Below are 23,761 nucleotides of genomic sequence, written 5' to 3'. Positions count from 1 at the left end.
CACCGCCGGAGAGCGGCAAAACTAAGGAGTCCACTTTGAAAGACCAGAACCGCATTGGCGTTGGCCTCATCTCGGTGGGGTGGATGGGGCGCCTGCATTCCCGCGCCTACCTCGCCACCAAGCAGTTCTTCCCTGAACTGCCACGCCACCCTGAGCTTGTGATCGCCGCAGACCCCGACGACGCCGGCCGTCACCACGCCGAGGACGCGCTCGGTTACAAGGAAACGGCCACGGACTACCGCAAGGTGCTCGAGAACCCGGACGTTGACGTCGTTTCGATCTGTTCCCCGAACTTCCTGCACCACGAAATCGCCTTGGCCACCATCGAGGCTGGCAAGCATTTCTGGATCGAGAAGCCCATGGGCCGGAGCGCCCAGGAATCCCGCGAAATTGCCCAGGGCGCAGAAGCCGCTGGGCTGATCACCTCGGTGGGCTTCAATTACCGGCATGCGCCTGCGGTGGCAGAAGCCAGGCGGCTTATCCGCTCCGGCGCGCTCGGCCGTATCACCAACGTGCAGATCCGCCTGCTCACCGGCTATGCCTCCGACCCCACGCAGGTGTTCACGTGGCGTTACGAGCAGGCTCGGGCCGGTTCGGGAGTCCTCGGCGACGTCCTGAGCCACGGCTTCGACCTGGCGCAGTTCCTGGTGGGCCGGATCACGTCGCTCAACGCCGTCACCGAAACATTCATCAAGGATCGCCCGCTGCCCGACGGCAACTCCTCCAACTCCTTCGACATGGGCAAGGCCTCGGACGTGACCCGCGAAGTGGAGAACGAGGACTACACCGCCATGCTGGCCCGTTTTGAAGGCGGCGCGATCGGCATGTTCGAATCCACCCGTGTAGCCATTGGCCCGCACGCCGAGTACATCATCGAGGTGTATGGCACGGAGGGCTCGCTGCGCTGGAACTTCGAACGGATGAACCAGTTGGAACTCGCCACGGACCGCAGTGGATACCGGACCATCATGACTCCGCCGTCCTACGGCGAATTCGGGCGCTTCCAGCCGGGTCCCGGTCCGGGCATTGGCTTCAACGACCTCAAGACCATCGAGGGCCCGCGCTCTTCCTGCGGTCCGTGGCCGAAGGCAAGCAGCTAGGCCCCTCGGTGGCTGACGGGTGGTCGGCATCCGAACTGGTGGATGCCTCGCTGAAGAGCGCCGGTTCCGGTGACTGGGTGGAGATTCCGGAAGTCTCCGGAAACACGACCTACGGAGCCTAAGCCCCTGGGACAAGGAGGAGGCCGGATCGCGATGATCCGGCCTCCTCTTGTGATTAAGTTTTTCGAGCCTGTTTAGGGCGGGCCGCCTTAGTCCAGAGCGCGTCCAATCCGAACGTACGTATTCGGCTTCCGGCTTCTGAGGACCAGCGCCAGGAAGATCCCGGCGACTATCGACGCGTAGGGGATCAGAAGCAGAACCGTCAGCAGGAGCGGATCCCCGGCCACTAACAGCTCCATATTGAAGGAAGCTGTCAACAAAGCGAACCCAATCCCTGCCAGCGCCACGATCGGGGCGATCAGCGTCCGCCAGAACGACATCGAGGACTTGTTCCTGCGAAAATACACTATGACCGCAATGGCCGTCAGGCAGAGCAAAAGCAGCATCCCATAGAACGCAACGCCGGCCGCCGCGGCATACAGGGAATTCTCGTCACCGCCCGAGAGGACCAGGACCAGCAGGACAAGCAGGAGAACGGCACCAACTGTCACAGCGGCGCGGTGCGGAGACCCATGCTTGAGGTGCACTGCCGCGATGGACCTCGGAAAGATGCCATCGACGGCAAGGGAGTGGGTGTAACGGGAAAGGATGTTCTGGAGGGACAGGCCTGAGGCAAAGAAGCTGGTGACCAGCAGGATGGCGATGACCTGGTTGGCGAAGGCTCCGAAGTAGCGCAGTAGCGCGTCTGGCATCATGGCCGTGGGGTCCGCCCCAGCGACCGCCACTGCCTGTGATGTTCCCGCTGACAGGATGAGGGCAAAGGCTGAAACAGCGTAGAAGATTCCCAGGAAGGCAACGGCCAGGAAGGTGGCCCGGGGAATGGTGATGGCCGGCTTCTTGACCTCATCCCTGTAGATGGCCGTGGCTTCAAACCCGTTAAACACTCCGATGCTGAACAACAGGAGGACGCCGATGGTTGGGGTGAAGAGGTTGGAGGGGTTCCAAGGTTCGAAGGACGGGCCCTCTGGTCCTCCGTTGGAAATGATGACGATGTCAAAGACAGCTACCGAAAGGACTTCGACGGCCAGGATGACTGAGAGGACCTTGGCGGAGAGCTCCACATTGAAGTAGCTCAGCACCCAAGCGATGCCGAACATCACCATGCTCCACAGCCACCACGGCGTTGACACGCCATCGACGAAAGCACCAAGCAGGTTGTTCACGGCAATGCCGGAAACAACAATGCAGGATGTCACGTTGAAGCCGTAGGTGACCAGTGCAAGGAAAGATCCCCCCAAGCCGAAGGGACGGCCCAAACCCTCGCGGATGTAGGTGTAAAAAGCTCCAGGCCGCGGTATGGCCTTGGTCATTCCAGTGAATCCCATCGCAAATAGTGCCATCAGGACAGCGACCGCGACGAAAGCGATCGGGACTCCTATCCCAAAGGAGATGTTCACAGAGACAAAGCCGAAGACGACGCCCAGGGGAGCTGTGAAGGCCAGCACTGTGAAGAGGAGTCCGGTGGTTCCCATCCGGCCCCTGAGCTGATATGTCGACGATCGGGTTTCACTGACTTCTGGTTCGTCCGCTGCTTCGCGTTGGACGGGGAGTTCTTGTTTCACGTGTTTTCTCCTCGGAGGAGTGGAGTCACCGTTGACTCGCGCTGTGTTGGGTGAAAGAGCGGCCGATTGGCCGTGCTGCTATGACCAGAGGGTAGATTCAACCGGATTCGGGTCAGTTCCTAGATTGTGATCTTCGAACGGCACTGGAACTGTGCCAGGATGATGCATTCCGGACCACGCAACCGTCAGATAGGGACATCAGCCCAGCGCCAGATCGAACCCCTTGGCTTCATATGACTCGATCTTGCGGTAAAGCGTGGACCTTCCGATCCCCAGCAGTGAGGCGGCCCGAACGCGGTTACCTGATGCCTCGGCGAGCGCGGCCCTGATCTGCTGAAGCTCCGCTTCTTCCAAACGGGTAAGCGGCATGGTGCCGAGTCCACGCAGCTGCACTGCGTTGAGATCCGACAGGTGCAGTTCTCCGCTGAGGGACCGTGAGGCAGCGGATTCAACCAGGTCGCGGAGTTGCCGCACGTTGCCCGGCCAGTCCGCGGCCACCAGTGCATCCCGCAACTTCGGTGACATTCGGACCTCCCTGCCGACCGCTCTCCTTAGCAGATGCGACGCCAGCCCGACGATATCCTCACGCCGGTCACGAAGAGGTGGCATGGCAACCTCAATGCCTCTCAACGCAGACAGCACCGGCAGGAGATCATCGCCGACGGCGCCGGCAGTCAGGATAAGTTGGGGTTGCTCCAGGACGTGGAGCAGACCTCCCAAGTCGTCCAGGAAATGCGGCGGGCACTTGTCTGCCCTGTGGAGGATAACCGCCGCCCCTTGCTCAAGGGCAGCATCAACGTCGTCAACAGTGGCCCGGGCAGGCCTTTGGGTAAAGTCGAATACTCGCGTCTCCCTCGACAGGCGACCGGCCATGGCCTCCGCCAAAGTTCGCTTACCGCTTCCTTGTTCGCCGATGATGTGAGCAGGCATCCGCCTGCTCACGGCTGCAGCCGCAGCACCAAGGGCCCTCTTGAAGGCCCGGCTGGTTCCAACCATCCCGTCGAACTGCGCTTGGGGTTCACGGGCAGTTGGCGCCGCCCGCACACCTAGCGAGACGGACGGCACCTGGACGCGCATCACGGACGCTCCGCCAGAGCCTGATTCGCGGAAATCCATGGGACGGATGTGAAGCTGCACCTCCCTGCCAGTGCTGACATTCAGGCGGTGCTGGGACAGGCCGTCCCGCTGTTCGGCTTCCCGCGCCAGGGCCGCGAGTACCGCGAAATCGCTGGGATCCAGCATGCGCAGGGCACTCCGGCTTGCGATGGTGGTGCGTTCATCCATCGCCACCACAGCATCTGCTCCGCGTTTCCGGATCTCCTTCAGGTATTCGGACATCAGCGCCTGCTCCCGCGCCGCGAGTCGTTCCGCCAGCCTCCTGGTGATGTCCGCGGCCGCCCCATGGACGGTCAGGAGAACAGAGCCGGGGTCCGTGTTGCGTGCCAGCTTCTCGGGCAACATCAAGCCCAGGACACCCCTGACGGAGCGGCGTATCGGATCACGGATGGGAGCAGACGTGCAGTAACTGTTCTGGAGCGCCTCATTGAAGTGTTCGGCGCCCCAGACCTGTACTGCTTCGCCTTCCTCAAGGACAGTTCCGTCGGAGTTGGTTCCAATCAGGTCCTCGGCCATCTGCGCTCCCAGGCTCGGAAACAACAGCTCCGCCTTTCGACGTTCTGTGGCATCTCCGCGAAAGACGGCCAATGTGCCTTCTGCGTCAGTAAGCACCACCAGCCCCCCGGAGTCGCTGCACAGACGTTCGAGTTCGGTCAGGACGGGTTCGGCAGCAGCGAGCAACTGCTCGTCGGCCTGGTGGACAGCAGCCTGCAGAAACGGCGAGGTGGCCGTTACATTGCAGGCCAGGCTCCGCTGCCAGGATCTGGCAATGACCGGCCTCAGACTGCTCAGGTCCGTCGCTCCGGGTTCTGTCAGGAAACGTTCCCTGAGCGACTGAATTTCCGCGTTGGGCGTCCCGCCCACGCGCAGCGAAGAAGCCGTAGGGAGCCATGAAACGTCCTTCGAAGCCATGCCGTGCCTGCTTTCCCGATAGTGGCTGGGCTGATGTCAGTGCTGGAGCAGGTGCTGCAGGTGAGCGGGAAGTTTCCGCGCCTGCTGGCGGCCGAACAGCTGGAAGTACCACTTCCCGAGTGTCTGTTTCCCGGTCGTACCGCTCGCCTTCCAACCGCCAAAGGTCTGCGGTCCCGGCCACCACCCGGTCGTGGCATGGCCCGGGACGTTCACGTCCACACAGCCGGCCTCGACACGGTCAAGGAACTCCCGCGCTTCTGCCTCGTCACCGGTGTAGATTCCCGCCGTCAGACCCATTTCTGTGTTGTTGGCGGCCGCCAAGGCCGCTTCGAAAGTGGGCACCTTGCTGATGGTCAGGAAGGGCAGGAAGTGCTCCTTGGTGGCCAAGTGATGAGTTGCGGGCACTCCGGAGACCACAGTGGCCGGAACAAAGTAGCCGCCATCCTGGGCCTTGCCGGTCTCCACGTGGAATTCTTCACCGCGGGCCGTTGCCAGCAGTCCGGCGTAGCGATCCACGGCCTCGGCAGAAACAACGGGACCCGCGAACACACCTGCATCCACAGGGTCGCCGGCCTTCAGGTCCCTGACTCTCTCCCCTACGAGCTCCACCAGTTTGTCGTGGGCGGAAGGGGTAACCAACACCCGGGACAGCGCGCTGCACTTTTGCCCACTGAGGTCGAATGCCGAGAAGACGATGCCGTCGGCGGCCTGTTCCAAATCAGCCGTATCAGTGACAATTACCGGATTCTTGCCGCCCATTTCGGCAATGACGGGGCGGGGATACGGCCCGGAGGCGAAGTCCCCCAGGATCGACTTCCCTACGACCACCGAACCCGTGAAGCAGATGCCGTCGATGTCCGAGGCGACCAACGCCCGTCCGGGACTGTCGCCTCCGTGGACCACGTTCACCAACCCCCGAGGGAGTCCCATTGCCTCGCAGAGCTCATATACGGCGTGCCCGGACCACGGACCATCATGCGATGTCTTGACCACCACTCCGTTGCCCGCGATCAGCGCAGCAATGGCTGGACCTGCAGCCTGGACAATCGGGTAGTTGAACGGTGTGATGACGCCGAACACGCCGTAGGGCCGAAGCACGGATTCGTTGGCCAGTCCGGACGAGTCGTCTTCGCGTTGATCCTCAAAGGCTCCTGGAGCCGACGCGTAATCGGCGTACTGCCGGAGGATTTCAAGAACTTCTGCGCCTTCGGCCCTTGCACCCGCGTAGGGCTTGCCGATCTCAAGGGCCACCCGGACCGCCCACTCCTCGAGGCGCTCCTCAATGAAGGGAATGGCCCGACGAACGTGTTCAATGCGCTGTGCGGCCGGAACCCGGGACCATTCACGCTGGGCATCACGGCTCGACTGAACAGCCAGCTTGACGAGTTCATCCGGTGCGTCGTGGCAGGCACTGACCACCGAGCTGGGGTTGCTGGGGTCTTCCCGCTGCAGGAGCGCGCCTTCAAAATATTCCTGTCCCGCGATGACGTGGGGAACTGTTGTGTGGCGGCTGCGTCGTTGTTCCGTCATCCGGGCTGCGAAGGCCTGTTGCTGGTCAATCGTCATCGCGTGATTGCTCCTCTATGGATTGTTTGCGCCCCGACGGGCGGGATGGTTCTGTCGAGATTACGCAGCCAGGGCAGCGCCTACTGTCCCAAGGTGGGACATCTGTTCAGATGGCCTATAGCCCGCATCGACCATGACGGCAGAACCCGTCATCTTTCGTGATTCGTCCGAAACCAGGAACACTGCGACGTCCGCTACTTCCTCCGGGCTGATCAGGCCGAGCGGCTGGTAGGCGCGCTGGGCTTGTTCGTCCTTGAGGAACTCCTCGTCGAAAAAACCGGCAACCATGGGAGTACGGACGCCGCCGGGGCACAGGCAGTTAGCCCTGATGTTGTCCTTGGCGTATTCGACCGCCACGGATTTAGTGAGCATCAGCACCGCTCCTTTAGATGCGGAATATGCGGCGATGTCGGGTTCGGCCACCATCGAGTTGACCGAGCCCCAGAATGTCTCTTCTGCCGTGGCAACGAGCCGCTCCACGTCAGCAGGTTTGCTCATGTCACAACGATGGGTGGAGATTTGCACGTTCTCTCTTTCCAGTCGATCCAGCCCGGCTTCATCAATGTCTGCCGCAACGACATTTGCCCCTCGCCCGCCAGAGCGCGCACTGTCGCCATGCCCTGCCCGGATCCTGAGGCGAAAATGTCTCTTTCTGACACAAATCCCGTCAAGTGGCAGCAGTAACGTCTTCCCAAGCGTGAAGCACTTCACATCATCCAAACCAAAGGAGAGACTCATGGGCCGTGTGCAAGGCAAGGTAACCATCATCACTGGCGGCGCCAGAGGACAGGGCGAGTCCCACGCACGCCTCTTCGCACAAGAAGGCGCTTCGGTACTCGTCACCGACATGCTGGACGACGTCGGCGAGGCAGTAGCCAATGATCTCCGAAACTCCGGGCACGATGTCCATTACCTGCATCTGAACGTTGCTTCCGAAGACGAATGGAAATCCGTAGTAGCGGCAGCGGAAGAGCGGTGGGGGCGCGTCGACATCCTGATCAACAACGCCGGAATCGTCGGAACCATGAAGTCTGTCGAAGATGAAGGCCTGGACGGCTGGTCCAAGACCACCGCGATCAACCAACAGGGCGTCTTTCTTGGCCTTAAGCATGGTGCACCTGCGATTGAGCGAAGCGGCGGCGGCGCAATCGTCAACACGTGCTCCATCAATGGCACCGTCGGCAACCCCGGAGGCTTCTCCTACCAGGCCTCGAAAGGGGCCGTGAAGATGATGACCCGTGCCGCTGCCATGGAATACGCGCACCGTGGCGTGCGTATCAATTCCGTTTCGCCGGGACTTGTGATGACGCCCATGGCTGAGGAAGAGGGCGAGGAGTCCAACAAGGAGTTCAGCAACGCTACCCCCATGAAGCGGGCCGCTCAGCCCATAGAGGTGAGCTATGGCGTCCTGTACCTGGCAAGCGACGAAGCCAGCTACATCACCGGGGCGGACCTGCTGATCGACGGCGGATACACCGCGCAGTAATGAGGGCGGCTCGTCTACGGACGCCACAGTGAAAGAGACCATACACATGACACACACAAAGGAATCGGCACTCATGACTGATGTAGCCATAGCCCCGGCAATGGAGCCGGGCTCCACCACAACACCCCGCATGATCGTGCATGAATGGGTGGGACAGCTCACGAATGCTTTGTCCTCGCAGGACGTCGCCGCCGCTGCGGACCTTTTCCTGCCCGACGGCGTTGTCCGTGACCTCCTGGCCCTGTCCTGGGATTTCCGCAATGCAATCGGACACCAGGAGATCTCCACCTGCCTCACCGTTCCCGCAGCAGACCGGCCGACGTCGATCCAGGTGCGGCCGGGCAACGCATCGGTGGTTGTCGAGGAGGGAACTCCCGGCGCCATCTCCGCTTTCCTGCAGTTCAGGAACAGCGCAGGCAACGGGTTCGGCCACGTCCGCTTGGTGCAGCAGGACGACGACGGAACCTGGCTCGCGGCGACCCTCGTGTTGGCCCTCGACGCCGTGGACAGCCACCCCGAGTGCCATCTCGACGCCCGACCGAGCGGAAAAACCCACGGGCCGGTCCGGAACCGCGTTGGCTGGCAGGACGGACTCGACCCCGAGTTCACCCAGCAGGAGCCTGACGTTGTCATCCTCGGCGCAGGGCACAACGGGCTCATGCTGGCAGCACGCCTGAGGGCCCTTGGGATTCCCGCCTTGGTTCTGGAACCGAACGAGCGCGTTGGGGACAACTGGCGTAAACGGTACAGTTCGCTGGCGCTCCACACTCCGCTGGCTTCCGACCATTTGCCGTATCTTCCATTCCCATCGACGTGGCCCCGCTTCACTCCCAAGGACAAGTTGGGAGACTTCCTGGAGAGCTACGCGACACTCCTGGATTTGGCCGTCTGGACCGGCACCACAGTAGACGCCGCGGAGTTCGATGAACCATCCCGGCGGTGGATCGTCGACCTCAACCGGCAAGGGAAGCAGCGCAGGATCAACCCCAGGCACCTGGTTTTCGCCACCGGGATGAACGCTGCACCAAACATTCCGGAGGTACCCGGACGATCGGAGTTCGAAGGCACCGTCATGCACGCCGTGGACTACAGGGGCCATGCAGAATGGCAGGGAAAGCGTGCCGTGGTTGTCGGCTCCGGCGTCAGCGGGCACGACATCGCACAGGATCTGGCCGAGCACGGCGTCGACGTCACCATGATCCAGCGGTCCGGAACCTTTGTCATGAACACCTCCACTTTCCACAAGGTGATGCATGCGAACCACGTCAGCGGAAAATACAGCACCGAAGAAGCCGACCTCATCAACGCTTCAACGCCTTTCGGAGCACTCCCCGCACACGGACCTAAACATGTTGAGCTGGTCAAGGCGATGGACCGGGAACTGTTGGACGGCCTGATTGAAGCCGGCTTCGAACTGAGCGACGGCCCGGACGGACAAGGAGTCTTGGGGTTGATCTTTGGCCTTAACGGAACCGGCTATTACTACAACGCCGGCGCTTCCGAACTGATCATCGATGGAACCATCAAGTTGCGTCACGGCAGCGTGGAGGGCCTCAGCTCCAGCGGGGTCCTGCTGGACGGTGATCGCAGCCTGGAGGCTGACGTCGTTGTATTCGCTACTGGTTACCAAGGTGCTCCATCGGTGGTCCGCCAGGTCCTCGGTGATGACATCGCTGACCGGGTCGGAGAGTTCGCCAAGGTGGGTGCGGACCGCGAATATGGCCGGTTGTGGCGGCGAACCGCGGTGGACCAGCTGTGGTTCATGGTTTCCCTCGGCATCGGCGACGGCAGGTTCTACTCCAAACTGCTTGCGCTGCAGCTGGCAGCGATGGAGGCTGGCACTATGCCGTACACAGAGCAGGAGCAATAAGGCAGCTTGCTGCTAAAAGCCAGGAAGGAGGCCGGATCGCGATGATCCGGCCTCCTTTGTGCTGCGCTGAAACTTGTGCGCTGAAAACTACTTGGCGAAGCGGAACAGCTTCTTGTTGGCAAACTCCAGGATGCCCACCTTGCCCAGTTCCCGGCCGTAACCGGACTTCTTGACTCCACCGAATGGCACGTCCGCACCGCTGAGGTCGTAGGCACCTACGAACACCATGCCGACGTCGAGCTGATTGCCGACGCGCTCGGCGCGGTCGACGTCGTCGCAAATCACCACGGAACCAAGGCCATACGGCGAGGAATTCGCGAGCTTGATCGCTTCATCGTCGGTGCTGACCTTGTAGAGCTGTGCAACGGGACCGAACAGTTCCTCGCTGTAGACGTCCATGGACGGGGTGATGTTGGTGATCACCGTCGGGGTAAACACGTTGCCCTTTGGCTCATTGTTGCCCACCAGGATTTCGGCGCCCTGGTCCAGCGCACCCTGCACCTGGGAAGCCAGGAACTTGGTGGCTGAATCGGAGGACATCGGGCCGAAATCGCCGTTCTCGTAGGACTGGCCAGCAATGGCGGCCTTGAACTTCTCCGAGAACTCGTCGAAGTACTTGTCCAGCACCACGATCCTCTTGGAACCGTTGCACGACTGCCCCGTGTTGCCCATGCGGCCCATGACGGCCTTCTTCACCGCGAGGTCCACGTCGTCAGTGTCCAGAACCAGGAACACGTCGGCTCCACCAAGCTCGAGGACGCACTTCTTCAACGCGCGTCCGGCCTGCTCAGCGACGATCGCTCCCACCTGCTCGGAACCGGTGAGCGAGACACCCTGCACACGGTCATCGGCAATGATGTCCGAGATCTGCTGGTGCGTGGCAAAGAGGTTGACGTAGGCACCCTCCGGGAAGCCTGCATCGCGGAAGAGTTCCTCCAAGGCCAACGCCGACTCCGGGCACTGGCTGGCGTGGCGGACGATCACCGTGTTGCCCAGGATGATATTTGGAATCGCGAACCGTGCCACCTGATAGTAGGGGTAGTTCCACGGCATGATGCCCAGGATCACGCCGAGGCCCTGGTAACGGAAGAAGCTCCTCAGCCCGTCAGCAACCTCGAGTTCCTCATCGGCCAGCCATTCTTCAGCGTTTTCAGCGAAGGCCGAAGCGATGGAACCGGAAAACTCCGCTTCGCCTACGGCCTGCTGCAGCGGCTTGCCCATTTCGCGGTTGATGATGGCGGCAAGCTTGTCCTTGCGCGCAACGAACAGGTCCGCGAGGCGCTTGGCCATGGCCGCGCGTTCGGCGACCGTAGTGGTGCGTGACCAGTCCTGGTAGGTCTTCTGGGCTGCGCTGAGTCCGGCCTCGACTTCTGCGTCGGTGGCTGCGGGGTACTCGGCGTGAATGGTTCCGGTGGCCGGATCAGTAACGGCAAATGCGCTCATGATGAATGCTCCTTGGTCAATAAATCCCGTAAAAGAGACGGGCGGGACCGCCGGATGGAGCGGTCCCGCCCGGTGCGCTTAGCGCGTTTCAGGTGCGGTGGTGGCAGCGTAGAAGCGCTGACGCTCACGGCCCTTGAGGTGCTTGGCGATACCCTCCAGGGTGTCGGGTCGCTCCGAGGTCATCGGAGCTCCAACGTCCCAGAAGGCGCCGTTGCCGGAAAGATAGCGCCACGGCTCCACCCGGGCCACGATCACAGCAGGACCTTCGACTTCCTTCGCCTCGGTGAGGGCGGCCGAGAACTCCTCGATCGTCGTCGTGGACCAAGCAGCACAACCCATGCTGGCCGCGTTGGCCGCGATGTCGAAGTCGAGGATGGCCCCGTCCAGTCGGCCGGACTCTTTGCTGCGTTCCCGGTACTGGGTGCCAAATTCGCGGCCCGGACCGCCCTTGGCAACCTGGAGGGGCCAGATGCACTGGTGTCCGCGGTTGTCGATGACGATGGTGATGATCTTCTTGCGTTCCTGGACAGCCGTGACCAGTTCGGTTGGCTGCATGAAGTAGGTACCGTCACCGATCAGGACATATACCTCGCCCGGCGCATCGGGACGGGCCAAACGGTAGCCGAGGCCGGCCGGGATCTCATGGCCCATGCAGGAGTTGGCGTATTCAAAGTGAATTTCGGTGCCGTTGGAGGGATCCCACGCCTTGTGGATGCCTTCAACCACGCCGCCAGAGCCCAAAATAAGGGCGTCCTCGTTGGTGGTGCGCCTGTTGAGCACGTCGATCACCTGTGCCTGGCTCATCAGTTCACCGGCGAAATCCTGGAGATCGTGCTTGCGAACTTCCAGCGTGGCCTTGCGTGCGTCCGCCACGTCGCTGCGGAACTCGTCCGACGTCGAGTACCCGACGGCGGCGAGCCGCTCGCGCAGGGCGGCCAGGTTCAGCCTGGCGTCACCGATGACGGGGAACGAGCCCATCTTGTGGGCGTCGAACGAACCCACGTTGAGGTTCACGAACTTCACGTCCGGGTTCTGGAACAGCGAGTGCGAGGCCGTGATGAAGTCCTGCAGGCGGGAGCCCACGGTGACCACAACATCCGCACCGTCGGCAATCTCGTTGGCGCCCACAGTTCCGGTCACACCCAATGCCCCGACGTTAAGGTCGGTGATGGGTCCGCTGCCCTTGCCGGCGTAGGTCTCGGACACCGGGATGCCGAACTCGGCGCTGAAGCGTGCCAGTTCTTCCTGTGCCTTGGAGTAGCGGACGCCGCCACCGGCGATCAGCAGCGGTCGCTTGGCGTTGCGGATGATTTCTGCGGCGTCGCGGAGCTCATCCTCGACGGCGGGACGCCGGCGGATGTGCCAGACGCGCGGGGTGAAGAAGGACTCCGGGAAGTCGAATTCGGCGCCCTGGATGTCCTGCGGCAGGCAAACCACCACGGCGCCGGTTTCCACAGGATCGGTGAGGACGCGCATGGCCTCGGGGAGGGTGGACAGCAGCTGGGCCGGGTGGGTGATCCGGTCGAAGTACCGGCTGACGGGACGGAAGCAGTCGTTGGCGGACACGTCGCGCTCAACGGGGTGTTCGATCTGCTGCAGCACGGGGTCGCCGAACCGGTTGTTGATGATGTCCGCGGGGAACAGCAGCACAGGGAGTCGGTTGGTGGTGGCTGTGGCGGCGCCGGAGATCATGTTAGTGGATCCCGGTCCGGCGGAGGCCGTGCAGGCCAGCGTGGCCGCTCGGTTGGAAGCCTTGGCGAAGCCGATGGCCGCGTGGACCATGGACTGCTCGTTTTTTCCTTGGTAGTGCGGGAAGTCCACGCCGTATTCGTCGATGCCTTGGGCCAGGCCCACGGAGTTGCCATGGCCGAAGATGCCGTACATGCCGGCGATCAGGCGCCGTTTCTCGCCGTCCAGCTCGCTGTACTGGACCTGCAAATACTCGACGATCGCTTGTGCGACAGTGCGGCGGCGGACGGCCTTTTTATCGGCTGCGATATTGACCTCGGTGCCGAGATCAGCAGCGGCTGTGCTAGTCATGCGTTCTCCTAAATTCGTAGGTGCGTCGGCATTTGCAAACCGATTCGCCCGAACATCAGGTTTTCACCGTGGGGAAGCAAAGTTGTGTCCCAGTTTGGGACGCAGCCCCTTTGCCCGGACACGCAAAAACAGCAGCCGACGGCGGCACGCAAGTACCGCCGTCGGCTGCTGTTTAGTTGTTGTCTTAGTCGAAGCGGTAAGGCTCCTGCGGGCCGACCGAGGGCAGCGGCCGGGGACGCTCGCAGGTGCTTTCGATTTCGATGTGCTTGCCCTGCTCCGAGGATGCCTCGAAGGCCAGGAGGACCTCCAGCACGTGGTAGGCGAAGTCGCCGCCCGTCCGGGGCTCCACGCCGTTGCGGATGGCGTAGCCGAATTCGGCCAGGCCGATGCCGCGGTAGGCGTCGTCACGGTGGGTGATGGGCGTTTCGCGCCAGTCGCCACCGCCGGGAGGGGTCATGTCCAGCGCGAGGTCGCCCGGCTCGCCGCGGCGCAGCACTGGAGCGCCGGAGAAGTGGTCCGGGTTCGGCGCGGCCAGGGAGCCGCCGGTGCCGTAGATCTCCAGGTGCGGCAGGTTGTGGTTCCAGATGTCCCAGCTGACAATTACGGTGGCAGCAGCGCCGGACTCGAAGTCGAGGGTGCCCGTGACGTGCGTGGGGGTCTGGATCTGGATGACTTCACCCTCTTTGCCCGGGCGGGGACGAGTCTCGGACGAACGGGGCGTGGTCGCGGAAACCCGCTTCACCGGGCCGAAAAAGTTCACAAGGTTGGTGATCAGATACGGTCCGATGTCCAGCATGGGGCCCGCGCCGGGGCTGTAGAAAGGGTCCACGTTCGGGTGCCAGTGCTCATAGCCGCGGCAGGCGAACGAGGCGAAGGCTGCCACCGGCTCGCCGATCCAGCCGTCGTCAATGAGCTTGCGGCTGGTCTGCATGCCGGAACCCAGGAACGTGGTGGGCGCGGAACCTACCTTGACGCCGGCTTCCCGGGCTGCGTCCAGAATCTGCTTCGCTTCTTCAAGGGAGGTTGCGAAGGGTTTTTCGGAAAGGACGTGCTTGCCGGCAGCGATCGCCTGGAGCGTGACTGGTGCATGGAGCTTGGGCGGCGTGAGGTTGAGGACCAACTCAACGTCCTGATCTGCCAGTAGCTCGTCCGGGGTGAGAGCCTTGGGAACGTCGTACTCGGCAGCGCGCTTCCTGACTGCCTCGGGGTTCACGTCCGCGAGCGCCACGATCTGGACGTCGGGGTGGACGCCGATCTTGTCCAGGTATTGGTTGAGGACGTTTCCGACGCCGATGATGCCGACTCGAATGGGTTCCATGTGAATCTCCGTTTAATGATTGTTGGAACATCCCGGGGCGAGGAATATACCTCGCCCCGGGATGAGTTGCGATAGGCCGGTGCTAGTGGCGATAGCTCGGTGCTAGCCGGCCAGGCGTTCCTGGCGGGTCAGGGCCGTTGCTGCTTCGTCGACGGCGCCGTCGGTGATGACCACGCCGTAGTGTGCGGCCGCGGCTTCGAGGGTCACGCGTGATTCGCGATAGTCGTCGAGCACTGCCAGGACGTCGCGTTCCAGCGGGTCGCCGTAGCCACCACCGCCGGGGGTGATGGAGACGACCTTCTCGCCCGACTGCAGGTCGTAGCGGCCCACCACGGGGATTTCGTGGCGTTCGCCGGTCTTGAGGTCTTCCACCCAGGCTGAGGGCTCGGCGCCATCGTGGCCGCCACGGACACCCTTGGGCGGATTGATCTTGCCTTCGATGCCGTAGGTGAGGGTGACACTCTCGCTGCGGGGTTCCATAGTGACACGCGTGGCAAGTCCGCCGCGCTGGCGGCCGGCACCGCCGGAGTCGGCCACCAGGGTGCGTTCGTGGACCAGAATCGGGTAACGCTGCTCGTCCACTTCCACGCTGTCGTGGTACAGGAGGGCCCCGCACACGGGTCGCTGGTAGGTGGGCCAACCATCAACGTACGGGGTGGCCGGACCACCGACGCCGCCTACCAGGATCTGGTTGACGTAGGGGTTGCCGTTGCGTTCGTCCGTCCCGGAGATGACCGACTTGGCAGGCGCCTGGCCGGCTGCGCCCTCGGCGGTGCCGTAACCGTCGTCGATCTGGGAGAAAGCGGCCTGGACGATGTTGACCACTCGGTCCGCGAGGTTGGTGGTGCCCGACGAGCAGGAGTAGGGGTGTTTGGGAACACCCACGGCGCAGCCGTCACGCAGCAGCACCTCCACGCGACGGAAGGTTCCGGCGTTGCTCGGCAGGTTCTCCGGGATGCCGGAAAGGATCCCGGCCAGCGCGGCGCCGGTGGCCGTTGCCTTGGTGAGGTTCAGTCCGTTAGGCAGGTTGTCCGGGTTGTCGCGGAGGTCGATCACAACCTTGCCCTGCTTTGGCTTCACCTCAAGGGTTGCCTGCAAATGCACGCCGTCCGGGCCTGTGCCGGGGAAGGGATCGTGGGTGGAGGTGCCGTGGAGGACGTATTCGGGCAGCTTCTCGATCGCGCTGGCCGTCAGGCGCTCGGAGTAGTCGAACCAGGCGTCCACGAAGTCCACCAGGTCATCCACACCGAACTTTTCAGCGAGTTCGTGGATGCGGCGCTCGGCGATGCGCGAGGCTCCAACGGATGCCAGGTAGTCGCCGTACCACTGGTCGGGAACACGGATGCGGGACCGGCACATGCGGATGATGTCGTCGATGTCCGTGTAGTCGCGCTGGATCCGCACGCAGGGGAAGATCAGTGCGCCTTCCTCGTAGACGTCCCGCGCGGTGGCAAAGAACGTGGTGGGAAGCGAGTTGCCGCAGTCGGCCTGGTGGGCCTTGGTCACGGCGGTGAAGAGGTGGCGTCCCTGGATGAAGATGGGTACCAGGATCACGTGGTCTGCAGCGTGCGAGTTACCCATGTAGGGGTCGTTGTGCAGGAACGCGTCGCCTTCCTTGATGTCTTTGTGCAGCTCAACCATGTCTTCGCCCAGGGGGGCCGGCACCGAAGACGTGCACGGGCACACCTTCGGCGGCAGCGAGCAGCTGGTTGTCCGCGGTCAGCACGGCACAGGAGAAGTCGCGGGCCGTGTTGATGACGGATGAGCGGGCGGAGCGGAGCAGGCCGCTGGTCATCTCGCGGACAATGCCGTCGAATGCGTTGGCAAGGACCGAGAGCTTTACGGGATCGAATTCGCGGGTCACGGTTACGCCTCCTTACGGGTGAGGTAGATGTTGGATCGTTCATCGAGCGTGGCGTCCCACTCCGGCGGCACGACGATGGTGGTGGTGGGCTGATCGATGACGGCCGGTCCTACGATCTTGTCGCGCGGGGCGAGCGTCACGCCGCGGTAGCGCTGGGTGCTGAAGGGTTCGCCGCCAAAAACAATGCTGTCCGTGCGGTGGATTTCCGCGGTGCGGCTGAGTTCACTTTCGGACTTGGTGTGCTCCGACCGGGGGATTTCCACGCGGACACCCCAGGTGATGATCTCCACGCGGCTGTCCGGATCGTGGGTGCCGTTGCGGCGGTCGTGCTCCTCGTGGAAGGCGCGCTCGATGATGCCTGCCGCATCGCCGGAGGTGTCCGGGGCGGCGTCGAGGTAGACGCGGAGGTCCCAGGCCTGCCCGGGGTAACGGGCGTCCACGAAGTATGTGACCTTGGGTGCTTCGCCCACGCCGTCGAACCGCTTCACGAAGACTTCAGCCTTGGCCGTCAGGTCCTCGACTGCCCGGGAGGCCGAACCGGCGTCGAAACTGCGGGTGTCGTTGTGCAGCGGCGAGAGGAACTCGGTAGCGATCGGTGCGCGGTGGGCGCCGTAGGCGGCCAGGACGCCGGCGGTAGCCGGGATCAGGACGGTGTCGGCTTCCAGGAGCCTGCCGATGATCGCTGCGACCATGGCGCCTGCGCCACCTCCAGCAACAATGAGCGCACCCCGGGGGTCAACGCCCTGTTCGAGAGCAGACTGGCGGATGGCGGTAGCCATGTGGTTGGCGGAGACATCAAGGATGGCTTGGGCGGCCTGAAGAGTGTCCATCTTCAAGGGACCGGCAATGCGGGTATCGATGGCCTTAATGGCGGCCTCGCGGTTCAAGGTGAACCCACCTTCAAAGCCTTCTGTGTCGAGATAGCCAAGGGCCACACAGGCGTCGGTGACAGTCGGCTCTTCGCCGCCGCGGCCGTAGGCTGCCGGGCCGGGGGTGCTGCGCGCACTCTGCGGGCCTACGCGAAGGAGGCCACCGCCGTCGATCCAGGCGATGCTGCCGCCACCGGCGCCGATGCTCGAGACTGCCACGGAGGACAGGCCAGTGAGGTGCCCGACGAACGGCTCGCCCAGCCAGGCTTCACGGGTGTGGCGGACCACGCCATTCTCGACCAGGGACACATCGAAGGTGGTGCCGCCCATGTCGCAGACAACCACTGTGTCGTGGTCCGGAGCCGCCGCCGCGCCAACCAGTGGAGCCATGGAGGGGCCGGAGTTCAGCAGCAGTACCGGGCGGTCCAGTACATCGGCGACGTCGAGGACGGCACCCTCGGAGGTAACCACCAGCAGGTCGCCGGCGAAGCCGTACTTCTGGAGGTCGGAGCGGAGCTTGCCCAGGTGGTCGGCCATCAATGGCTTCAGGGAAGCATCGATCGAGGCTGCCGAGGAGCGGCGGTATTCACGGATGGTGGGGTTTGCCGCATTGGAGAGCGTGTACGGAACGCCGGGCAGGATCTCCTGGATCAGCTCGGCAACGCGCTTCTCGTGGGCATCGTTGATGATCGACCACAGGAAAGAGACGGCCACAGCTTCAATGCCCTGTTCCTTGAAGGAACCCAGGACTTCCCGTACCTGCTCTTCGTCCAGCGCCACCAGGATGTCGCCCTCGGAGGAGATGCGTTCAGTGATCTGGAAGGTCAGGTAGCGGGGAATGTAGGGCGGCGGGTACGCGGCTTTCGAGTCGAAGGCGTCACGACGTCCACCTTCGCGGAGCAGAAGCGTATCGGCAAAGCCGTCCGTGGTCAGCAACGCCGTCTTGGCAACTTTGCCTGTCAGGACTGCGTTGGTGGCGTGGGTTGTGCCGTAGACAATAACGTCTGCGTTGCGCAGCACGTCGTCACCGCTCCAGCCAACGGACTCGGCAGCGCGGCGGACCGACGCTTCGAAGCCGGTGAACACGCGGTCGTAGGTGGTCAGCGCCTTGCCGACCGCCATGTCGCCGCTGTTGGAACCGACCACGACGTCGGTAAAGGTACCGCCGGTGTCGACGGCAATGCGGTACCGGGCCTCACCTGGTTGTGTCTGTACTTCACTCATGGGTCTTCATTACTTTCGTAGGGCTTGCAAGGGATTAGAGCTGGGGTTTGCCAACGGTGTTGCGGAGGAGTCCAACCTTGTCGATCTCGATTTCCACCGTGTCTCCCGGTTCCAGCCAGACAGGCGGGTTCCGCTTGGCACCGATGCCCTGCGGGGTTCCCGTGGCAATGACGTCGCCTGGTTCCAGGGTGAGGAAACTTGAAAGATAAGAGACGATGCGGGCGATCGGGAAGATCTGGTAACTCGTGTTGGAGCGCTGCACTTCGATGCCGTTCACGCGAGTGGCGAGGTCCAGGTTCTGGGGATCGCCCACTTCGTCCAAGGTGACCAGTGCAGGGCCCCACGGGGTTGACCCGTCAACGGCCTTGCCTGCCAGCCACTGAGTGCCGCGGTACTGCAGGTCCCGGGCGGTGACATCGTTCAGCGGTGCAAGCCCGGCAACGTAGTTCAATGCTTCTTCTTCGGGGACCTCGCTGGCCTTGCGCCCGATCACCACAGCGAGTTCACCTTCAAAGTCGAGGTTCTCGCTGACCTTCGCACCGCCGATCTCGTCCTCTGGTCCGACCATGGTGGAGGCGAACTTGGCGAAGACGTCCGGGTACTCCGGGAATGCGCGGCCGGTCTCGGCAACGTGGTCCTTGTAGTTCAGGCCGATGCAGAGCACCTTGGAGGGATTGGGCACAGGTGTTGTCAGCCGGATATCGGCCCGGGCACCCACGTGGGCTTCCGGGTCCTGGCCGGCCAGTGCGCTGACCTCGGCCGAGAGGGCCTCAAGCCGGTCGCCGTAGAGTTCCAGGAATTCCCGGACGGTGGTGGTGGCTCCGTGCACTGCCTGGCTGGAGCCCTGCAGCAGCAGTTCCAGGTCATAGACAGTGTCGTCGATCAGGACGCCGCCGCGGATACCGGATTCGTGTTCGTAGGAAACGATCTTCATGGTTAGTTTGCGCCTTCCGTGGTGGGAGCCTCCGAGGCGACTGCCAGGACGGCGTCGGCCAGGCGATCAGCTATGTCGTCGACCACCTTTTCGTCCATAGGCGTGGACAGGGACAGCAGGTTGGCCGGAGAGCCCAGCAGTCCGCGCTCGTAGGAGGCCCACCACAGCTTGTGCTGGGTGTGCTCGTCCACCTTCTCCGCTCCGGCCGGAACCGCGCGGAGGAGCGAGCCGATGCCACGGATCTCCCAGCCGGCGTCGGCGATCCTGGCGTTGACCGTTTCGCGGGCCGTGTCGCCCAACTGGTTCAGGCGCTTGACCTCATTCTCGGTGTAGAGGCGAAGGGCCACGGAACCGGCGGCCATGCTGACCGGGTTGCCGGAGAACGTACCGCCGTGGGGCAGGCTGCCCGGGCGGGTGGGGTCCACTTCGGCCATGAGCTCGGCCTTCCCGCAGACCGCTCCGACGGGAAATCCGCCGCCGATGAGCTTTCCCGTGGTCAGCAGGTCCGGGGAAACACCGTATTCACCGCTGAAGCCGTTGTAGCCGAGGCGGAGGCTGATGACCTCGTCGATGATCAGCACGATGCCGTAGCGGGTGGCGAGTTCCCTGGCGGTCCGGACGAATTCCTCGTTGATCGTGAGGAGGCCGGCGCGGTTGGGCAGCAGGTCCAGGATGATGGCGGCGTAGGCGTCCGGAGCGGATTCAACCGCTTGGCGCAGGAATTCGACGTCGTTCAGCGGCACCGCTGTGACGTCGTCGATCACGCCGCGGGTCACGCCGCGCTGGTAGGAGGGTCCGCCCGGAACCAGGGCTACCTCTGACGTTCCGTGGTAACCGCCCTTGGTGACGATGACGCGCTCACGGCCGGTGCTGGCGCGGGCGATGCGGATCGCGGACATGACGGCTTCGGTGCCCGAGTTCGCGAAACGGACCTGGTCCAGCTCGGGAAGGCGGCCGAGCAGGAGTTCGGCGAGTTCCCATTCGTAGAGGTTTGGGATGCCCCAGCTGGCACCGGTGGTGAGGGCCTTGGTGGCGGCTTCGGTGATTTCCGGGTGGGCGTTGCCGTGGATCAAGGAGGTGAAGTTGTTGTTCGCGTCGATCAGTTCACGGCCGCGGTCGTCCCACACCCGGTAGCCCTCGCCCTTGATGGCGTAGGGGCTCGGTGCGCCGGTGTAATAGGTTGACCGGCCATAGCCGCCCGGCAGCAGCGGGAAGCCGCGCGGCCCACGGCGCAGGTGCGGATCCTCTGCGGGGTTCTGCAATGCAGCGAGGTCTTCCAAATGGTTGGTGGTAGCCAAGTCGGGTTTCTCCAGTCTGTTGATTCACAAGTCTTTTCAGGTGACGAGTCTTCTCAGTTCACGAGGTCGATGAGCGGCTGGCCGGTCAGCGCGAGGCGTACCCGCTCTACGGCACCGTCCTGCAGCGCACCCGTTGACCGGTTGGAACGCCATGCGATGTGCGGCGTGAGGATGGCGTTGGGTGCCGTGCGCAGGGGGTGATCAGCCCCGAGCGGCTCCTGGGCGAAGGTGTCGATTCCGGCGCCTGCAATGTGACCCGAGGTCAGCGCCGAGGCGAGCGCGGCTTCATCGATGAGGCCGCCGCGGGACACGTTGACGATCACTGTGCCTTTGCGCATTTTCGCGAGCGCGTCGGTGGAGATGAGGTTCGCCGTTTCATCGTTCAGCGGCAGATGGAGGGAAACGACATCGGAATTCTCCAGGATGTCTTGCAGCCCGGTCATCTCCACGAAACTCTCCGTGACAAAGGGGTCATAGGCACGGACGCGGGCTCCTACAGCCGAGTACATGCGGGCCACATGCTGCCCGATGCGGCCCATGCCCAGGACGCCGACCTCAAGCTCGGACAGGACAGGGGTGTCGTAGCCGATGGTTCCGGCCCAGCCAAGGTTGTCAATGGCGGCGTTTCCGGCGGGCAGGCGGCGGGCCAGTGCGAGGCCCATCGCGAAGGCATGGGAGGCGACTTCCTCCGACGCGGTGCCGGGAACGATCGAGACCGGGATGCCAGCTTCGGTGGCCGCGGCGACGTCGATGTTGTCGTAGCCGATTCCGTACCTGATCACTGCCCGGCACTTGCCCATCAGCGGGAAGTCGGCGGCAGTGAGCTTGGCGTAGGGCGTGATCATCACAATGTCGGCTTCGGGAAGCCCTTCACGGAAGGCGTCGGTGTCTGCCGCGGGGTTGAGTGTGTAGCCGAACTCCTCCGCGAGCGCGTGCTCACGGTCCAGGTCCGGGAAATGGTGGGGGGCCACAAGAATGGTTCCCTGGGCATCGCGGGTCATAGTCAGTCGTCCTGTTCGTCTTCGTACCCTCGGTCGCTGCCGGACACTCCTTGGGACGGGTGCCGGTGTCGGGTGATTTCCAGTACAACGCGATATCGGAACCGCCATCCGTGCCATATCGAGACACCGGGGTGGGACACTGTCCCACGCTGTTGCGTCGGCTGGGCGTTCGCCGCCGGGCAGCGCGGAGCAGCCGGCCCCCTTTGGAGGTCGGCTGCTGCTGCCTGCGTGGCGTCAGAGGTCGAAGCCGCGGCTGCGGAAATAATCCATGCGCCGGTACAGCGTGGAACGCCCGATCTGCAAGGTCTCCGCGGCCAGGCTGCGGTTACCTTTTGCTTCCTGCAGCGCAGTGCGCAGCTCGCTCAATTCTGCGTCTTCCAGGCGGGAGAGCCTGCCCTTCGTCAGGGCGCGGTGGAACCCTTGTGGCAGGTCGTCGACTGTTACCTCGGCGCCTTCCGCACGTTCGACGGCGTTGGAGACGGCGGCGCGAAGCTGGTCGATGTTGCGTGGCCAGTCGGCGTGGGTGAGGGTGGTGATGAGCCTCCGGGATAGGCGCCGCTCCCCCAACTCTTGCGCTATGGCGTTGGCCAGTTGCGGGATGTCTTCCCGCCGGTTGCGCAGGGGTGCCACGGAGATCTCGAGAACATCGAATGCCTCGGACAACAGCAACGTGGCATCCGTGGGACGTGTAACGGTGAAGATGATCCTGGTTGCGGAGTTGCCGTGAAGGTCGCGGGCAAAATCACTGGCTTCGTTCTGGGAGAGCTCATCGGCGTGCTCCACGATCAGCGTCGCGGGAAGCTCGGTGGCCACCTTGTGCAGGACATCGTTAAAGGTGGCGTTCCTGAGGTCTCCGTTGCGGGCGTCCACAACCATCTGTCCACCACGCAGCGATGCAATGGCACCGGCCAGACGCAGCTTCCCGCTGCCCAGCTCACCGATCATCACCACGGACCTGTCCTGGTCTACGGCTTTACGCGCCAGGTTGAGTGTGCGTTTGAACTCCGTGCTGGTGCCATCCACGTGCTTCAGCAATCGTTCAGCGGTTCCTTCCGGCGATGATGCCAGGAGGAGCGGGGCGCTGCCGGAAGCGACGGTGCGACCTTTGGCGGGAGCGTGGGGTCGAACAACAACAATGGCTCCGACGTTTGCAGCAGACAGCGTCACTGGTGAAATTTCCAACGTAGAATGTCCCGGGCCCTCCAGCATGACTTCACAATTCATCTCCCGGCCGGAGGACATCACGGCTTTGGCGTAGCCCGAGACAATGGAGAAATCGCCATCCACCAACGTCGCTGTCGCCGAAGCGTTCTGGAGCGAGTTCTTGCCGTCGACGGCGATAACAGCCCGGTTGCCCCTGCGGCGCGAGATCCTGAGGTACTCGCTGAGGAGTGCCCGCTCCCTGGACGAGGTTCGCACCTCAATGTCGCGCTCGATCCGTGAGGCAACGCCTTCGAGCATGAGCAGCGTGGAGGAAGGTTCCAGGGTGCTGACCCGGTTAGCAGGAAGCGTCAGTCCGATGACCGCCCGAACGCGGTTATGGAACGGATCCCGCACCAAGGATGCGAAACACCAGTTGCCGCGCATGTCCTCCCTGAAGTGTTCTTCCGGGGCTAGCCAGACACCACGCCCTTCTTCCAATGCCAGTCCTTCGCCGTTGCTTCCGCAGCTCTCCTCCAGCAGGGAGTACCCGGCGGGGAACCCGTCATCCCGCAGGAAATTGGCCTTGACCAGCACTCCGTTCGGGGCCGTGATGTTGACGTAGCCGCCCAGGTCGGCAGCCACTTCATCCAGTTTCTGCAGGTGAGGGCCGGCCGCTACGATGGTGTACTCGTCCACCCGTCCCTCGTCAAAGAATCCGCGGTCGGCGAATGCATCGACGCCGGCAGCGCGGCTGCGGTACCAGGAGCGGGCGATGATGGGGCGGATACCGCTGAGGTCAGCGTGGGGTTGCATCAGGAAAAGCTCGCGGACGCGGTTGGTTTCACGTGGGGTTTCATTCGGCCACGGTGACAGTACTTCTGCAGACATTGGGGCA

At 63.3% G+C, this 23,761-nt stretch carries 16 protein-coding genes and 1 pseudogene; 3 read left to right on the top strand and 14 right to left on the bottom strand.

The features are described from left to right. Positions 1 to 83 precede the first annotated feature (83 nt). Positions 84 to 1,222: pseudogene (locus tag LDP01_RS22030) on the top strand (Gfo/Idh/MocA family protein). A gap of 87 nt (positions 1,223 to 1,309) precedes the next feature. Here LDP01_RS22030 and LDP01_RS22025 read toward each other — a convergent pair. The 4 genes from LDP01_RS22025 to LDP01_RS22010 all read right to left on the bottom strand — a co-directional run bounded on the left by LDP01_RS22025 (position 1,310) and on the right by LDP01_RS22010 (position 6,874). Beyond that, on the bottom strand, positions 1,310 to 2,782 hold the full coding sequence (locus tag LDP01_RS22025; protein ID WP_224094217.1) for an APC family permease: 1,473 nt from the start codon (positions 2,780 to 2,782) through the stop codon (positions 1,310 to 1,312). A gap of 198 nt (positions 2,783 to 2,980) precedes the next feature. Next, positions 2,981 to 4,810, bottom strand: coding sequence for a sigma-54-dependent Fis family transcriptional regulator (locus LDP01_RS22020; protein ID WP_224094216.1), 1,830 nt, complete (start codon positions 4,808 to 4,810; stop codon positions 2,981 to 2,983). Positions 4,811 to 4,846: 36 nt separating this feature from the next. Further along, complete coding sequence (locus LDP01_RS22015) at positions 4,847 to 6,376, bottom strand: aldehyde dehydrogenase family protein (protein ID WP_224094215.1); 1,530 nt, start codon at positions 6,374 to 6,376, stop codon at positions 4,847 to 4,849. A 60-nt stretch (positions 6,377 to 6,436) separates the two neighbouring features. Next, positions 6,437 to 6,874 (bottom strand): SDR family oxidoreductase, encoded by a 438-nt coding sequence (locus LDP01_RS22010; RefSeq protein ID WP_224094214.1) that lies wholly within the window; start codon positions 6,872 to 6,874, stop codon positions 6,437 to 6,439. 238 nt (positions 6,875 to 7,112) lie between these two features. Here LDP01_RS22010 and LDP01_RS22005 point away from each other — a divergent pair, with 238 nt between their 5' ends. Then, positions 7,113 to 7,862, top strand: coding sequence for a glucose 1-dehydrogenase (locus LDP01_RS22005; RefSeq protein WP_224094213.1), 750 nt, complete (start codon positions 7,113 to 7,115; stop codon positions 7,860 to 7,862). A gap of 73 nt (positions 7,863 to 7,935) precedes the next feature. Then, a complete protein-coding gene (locus LDP01_RS22000; protein ID WP_224094212.1) occupies positions 7,936 to 9,732 on the top strand; it encodes a flavin-containing monooxygenase in 1,797 nt (598 codons plus the stop codon). Positions 9,733 to 9,819: 87 nt separating this feature from the next. On the opposite strand, the gene LDP01_RS21995 is transcribed toward LDP01_RS22000, so the two are convergent. The 10 genes from LDP01_RS21995 to LDP01_RS21955 form a co-directional block, all read right to left on the bottom strand. Beyond that, entirely contained in the window at positions 9,820 to 11,175 is a 1,356-nt protein-coding gene (locus LDP01_RS21995; protein WP_224094211.1) for an NAD-dependent succinate-semialdehyde dehydrogenase, read from the bottom strand. Between the two features lie 78 nt (positions 11,176 to 11,253). Next, positions 11,254 to 13,215 carry a 3D-(3,5/4)-trihydroxycyclohexane-1,2-dione acylhydrolase (decyclizing) gene (gene iolD / locus LDP01_RS21990; protein ID WP_224094210.1) on the bottom strand — a complete coding sequence of 654 codons (1,962 nt, stop codon included), beginning with the start codon at positions 13,213 to 13,215 and terminating at the stop codon, positions 11,254 to 11,256. A 184-nt stretch (positions 13,216 to 13,399) separates the two neighbouring features. Next, positions 13,400 to 14,533: a Gfo/Idh/MocA family protein gene (locus LDP01_RS21985; RefSeq protein ID WP_224094209.1), complete on the bottom strand. Its 1,134-nt coding sequence runs from the start codon at positions 14,531 to 14,533 to the stop codon at positions 13,400 to 13,402. A gap of 102 nt (positions 14,534 to 14,635) precedes the next feature. Continuing rightward, positions 14,636 to 16,174: a hydantoinase B/oxoprolinase family protein gene (locus tag LDP01_RS21980; protein ID WP_263433798.1), complete on the bottom strand. Its 1,539-nt coding sequence runs from the start codon at positions 16,172 to 16,174 to the stop codon at positions 14,636 to 14,638. After that, positions 16,167 to 16,397, bottom strand: a complete 231-nt coding sequence (locus tag LDP01_RS23535) for a hydantoinase B/oxoprolinase family protein (protein ID WP_263433797.1) — start codon at positions 16,395 to 16,397, stop codon at positions 16,167 to 16,169. The genes LDP01_RS21980 and LDP01_RS23535 overlap by 8 nt, the downstream gene beginning before the upstream one ends. 2 nt (positions 16,398 to 16,399) lie before the next feature. Then, positions 16,400 to 18,490 (bottom strand): hydantoinase/oxoprolinase family protein, encoded by a 2,091-nt coding sequence (locus LDP01_RS21975; RefSeq protein ID WP_224094207.1) that lies wholly within the window; start codon positions 18,488 to 18,490, stop codon positions 16,400 to 16,402. 34 nt (positions 18,491 to 18,524) lie between these two features. Continuing rightward, positions 18,525 to 19,424, bottom strand: coding sequence for a fumarylacetoacetate hydrolase family protein (locus LDP01_RS21970; RefSeq protein ID WP_224094206.1), 900 nt, complete (start codon positions 19,422 to 19,424; stop codon positions 18,525 to 18,527). A 2-nt stretch (positions 19,425 to 19,426) separates the two neighbouring features. Continuing rightward, positions 19,427 to 20,722: an aspartate aminotransferase family protein gene (locus LDP01_RS21965; protein ID WP_224094205.1), complete on the bottom strand. Its 1,296-nt coding sequence runs from the start codon at positions 20,720 to 20,722 to the stop codon at positions 19,427 to 19,429. Positions 20,723 to 20,775: 53 nt separating this feature from the next. Next, positions 20,776 to 21,723, bottom strand: coding sequence for a C-terminal binding protein (locus tag LDP01_RS21960; RefSeq protein WP_224094204.1), 948 nt, complete (start codon positions 21,721 to 21,723; stop codon positions 20,776 to 20,778). A 234-nt stretch (positions 21,724 to 21,957) separates the two neighbouring features. Then, complete coding sequence (locus LDP01_RS21955; RefSeq protein WP_224094203.1) at positions 21,958 to 23,754, bottom strand: sigma-54-dependent Fis family transcriptional regulator; 1,797 nt, start codon at positions 23,752 to 23,754, stop codon at positions 21,958 to 21,960. Positions 23,755 to 23,761 lie beyond the last annotated feature (7 nt).

The organism is Arthrobacter sp. StoSoilB13 (assembly GCF_019977255.1).
In the GTDB taxonomy this organism is placed as follows: domain Bacteria; phylum Actinomycetota; class Actinomycetes; order Actinomycetales; family Micrococcaceae; genus Arthrobacter.
Note: the sequence above shows the minus strand (reverse complement) of the source record. Positions and strands in the feature narration are given on the sequence as shown.

Bases quoted from the DNA above. Each gene is read 5' to 3' on its own strand.
- LDP01_RS22020 (WP_224094216.1), bottom strand. From the start codon at position 4,810: ATGGCTTCGAAGGACGTTTCATGGCTCCCTACGGCTTCTTCGCTGCGC.
- LDP01_RS22015 (WP_224094215.1), bottom strand. From the start codon at position 6,376: ATGACGATTGACCAGCAACAGGCCTTCGCAGCCCGGATGACGGAACAA.
- LDP01_RS22010 (WP_224094214.1), bottom strand. From the start codon at position 6,874: ATGAGCAAACCTGCTGACGTGGAGCGGCTCGTTGCCACGGCAGAAGAG.
- LDP01_RS22005 (WP_224094213.1), top strand. From the start codon at position 7,113: ATGGGCCGTGTGCAAGGCAAGGTAACCATCATCACTGGCGGCGCCAGA.
- LDP01_RS22000 (WP_224094212.1), top strand. From the start codon at position 7,936: ATGACTGATGTAGCCATAGCCCCGGCAATGGAGCCGGGCTCCACCACA.
- LDP01_RS21995 (WP_224094211.1), bottom strand. From the start codon at position 11,175: ATGAGCGCATTTGCCGTTACTGATCCGGCCACCGGAACCATTCACGCC.
- iolD (WP_224094210.1), bottom strand. From the start codon at position 13,215: ATGACTAGCACAGCCGCTGCTGATCTCGGCACCGAGGTCAATATCGCA.
- LDP01_RS21985 (WP_224094209.1), bottom strand. From the start codon at position 14,533: ATGGAACCCATTCGAGTCGGCATCATCGGCGTCGGAAACGTCCTCAAC.
- LDP01_RS21980 (WP_263433798.1), bottom strand. From the start codon at position 16,174: ATGGTTGAGCTGCACAAAGACATCAAGGAAGGCGACGCGTTCCTGCAC.
- LDP01_RS21975 (WP_224094207.1), bottom strand. From the start codon at position 18,490: ATGAGTGAAGTACAGACACAACCAGGTGAGGCCCGGTACCGCATTGCC.
- LDP01_RS21970 (WP_224094206.1), bottom strand. From the start codon at position 19,424: ATGAAGATCGTTTCCTACGAACACGAATCCGGTATCCGCGGCGGCGTC.
- LDP01_RS21960 (WP_224094204.1), bottom strand. From the start codon at position 21,723: ATGACCCGCGATGCCCAGGGAACCATTCTTGTGGCCCCCCACCATTTC.
- LDP01_RS21955 (WP_224094203.1), bottom strand. From the start codon at position 23,754: ATGTCTGCAGAAGTACTGTCACCGTGGCCGAATGAAACCCCACGTGAA.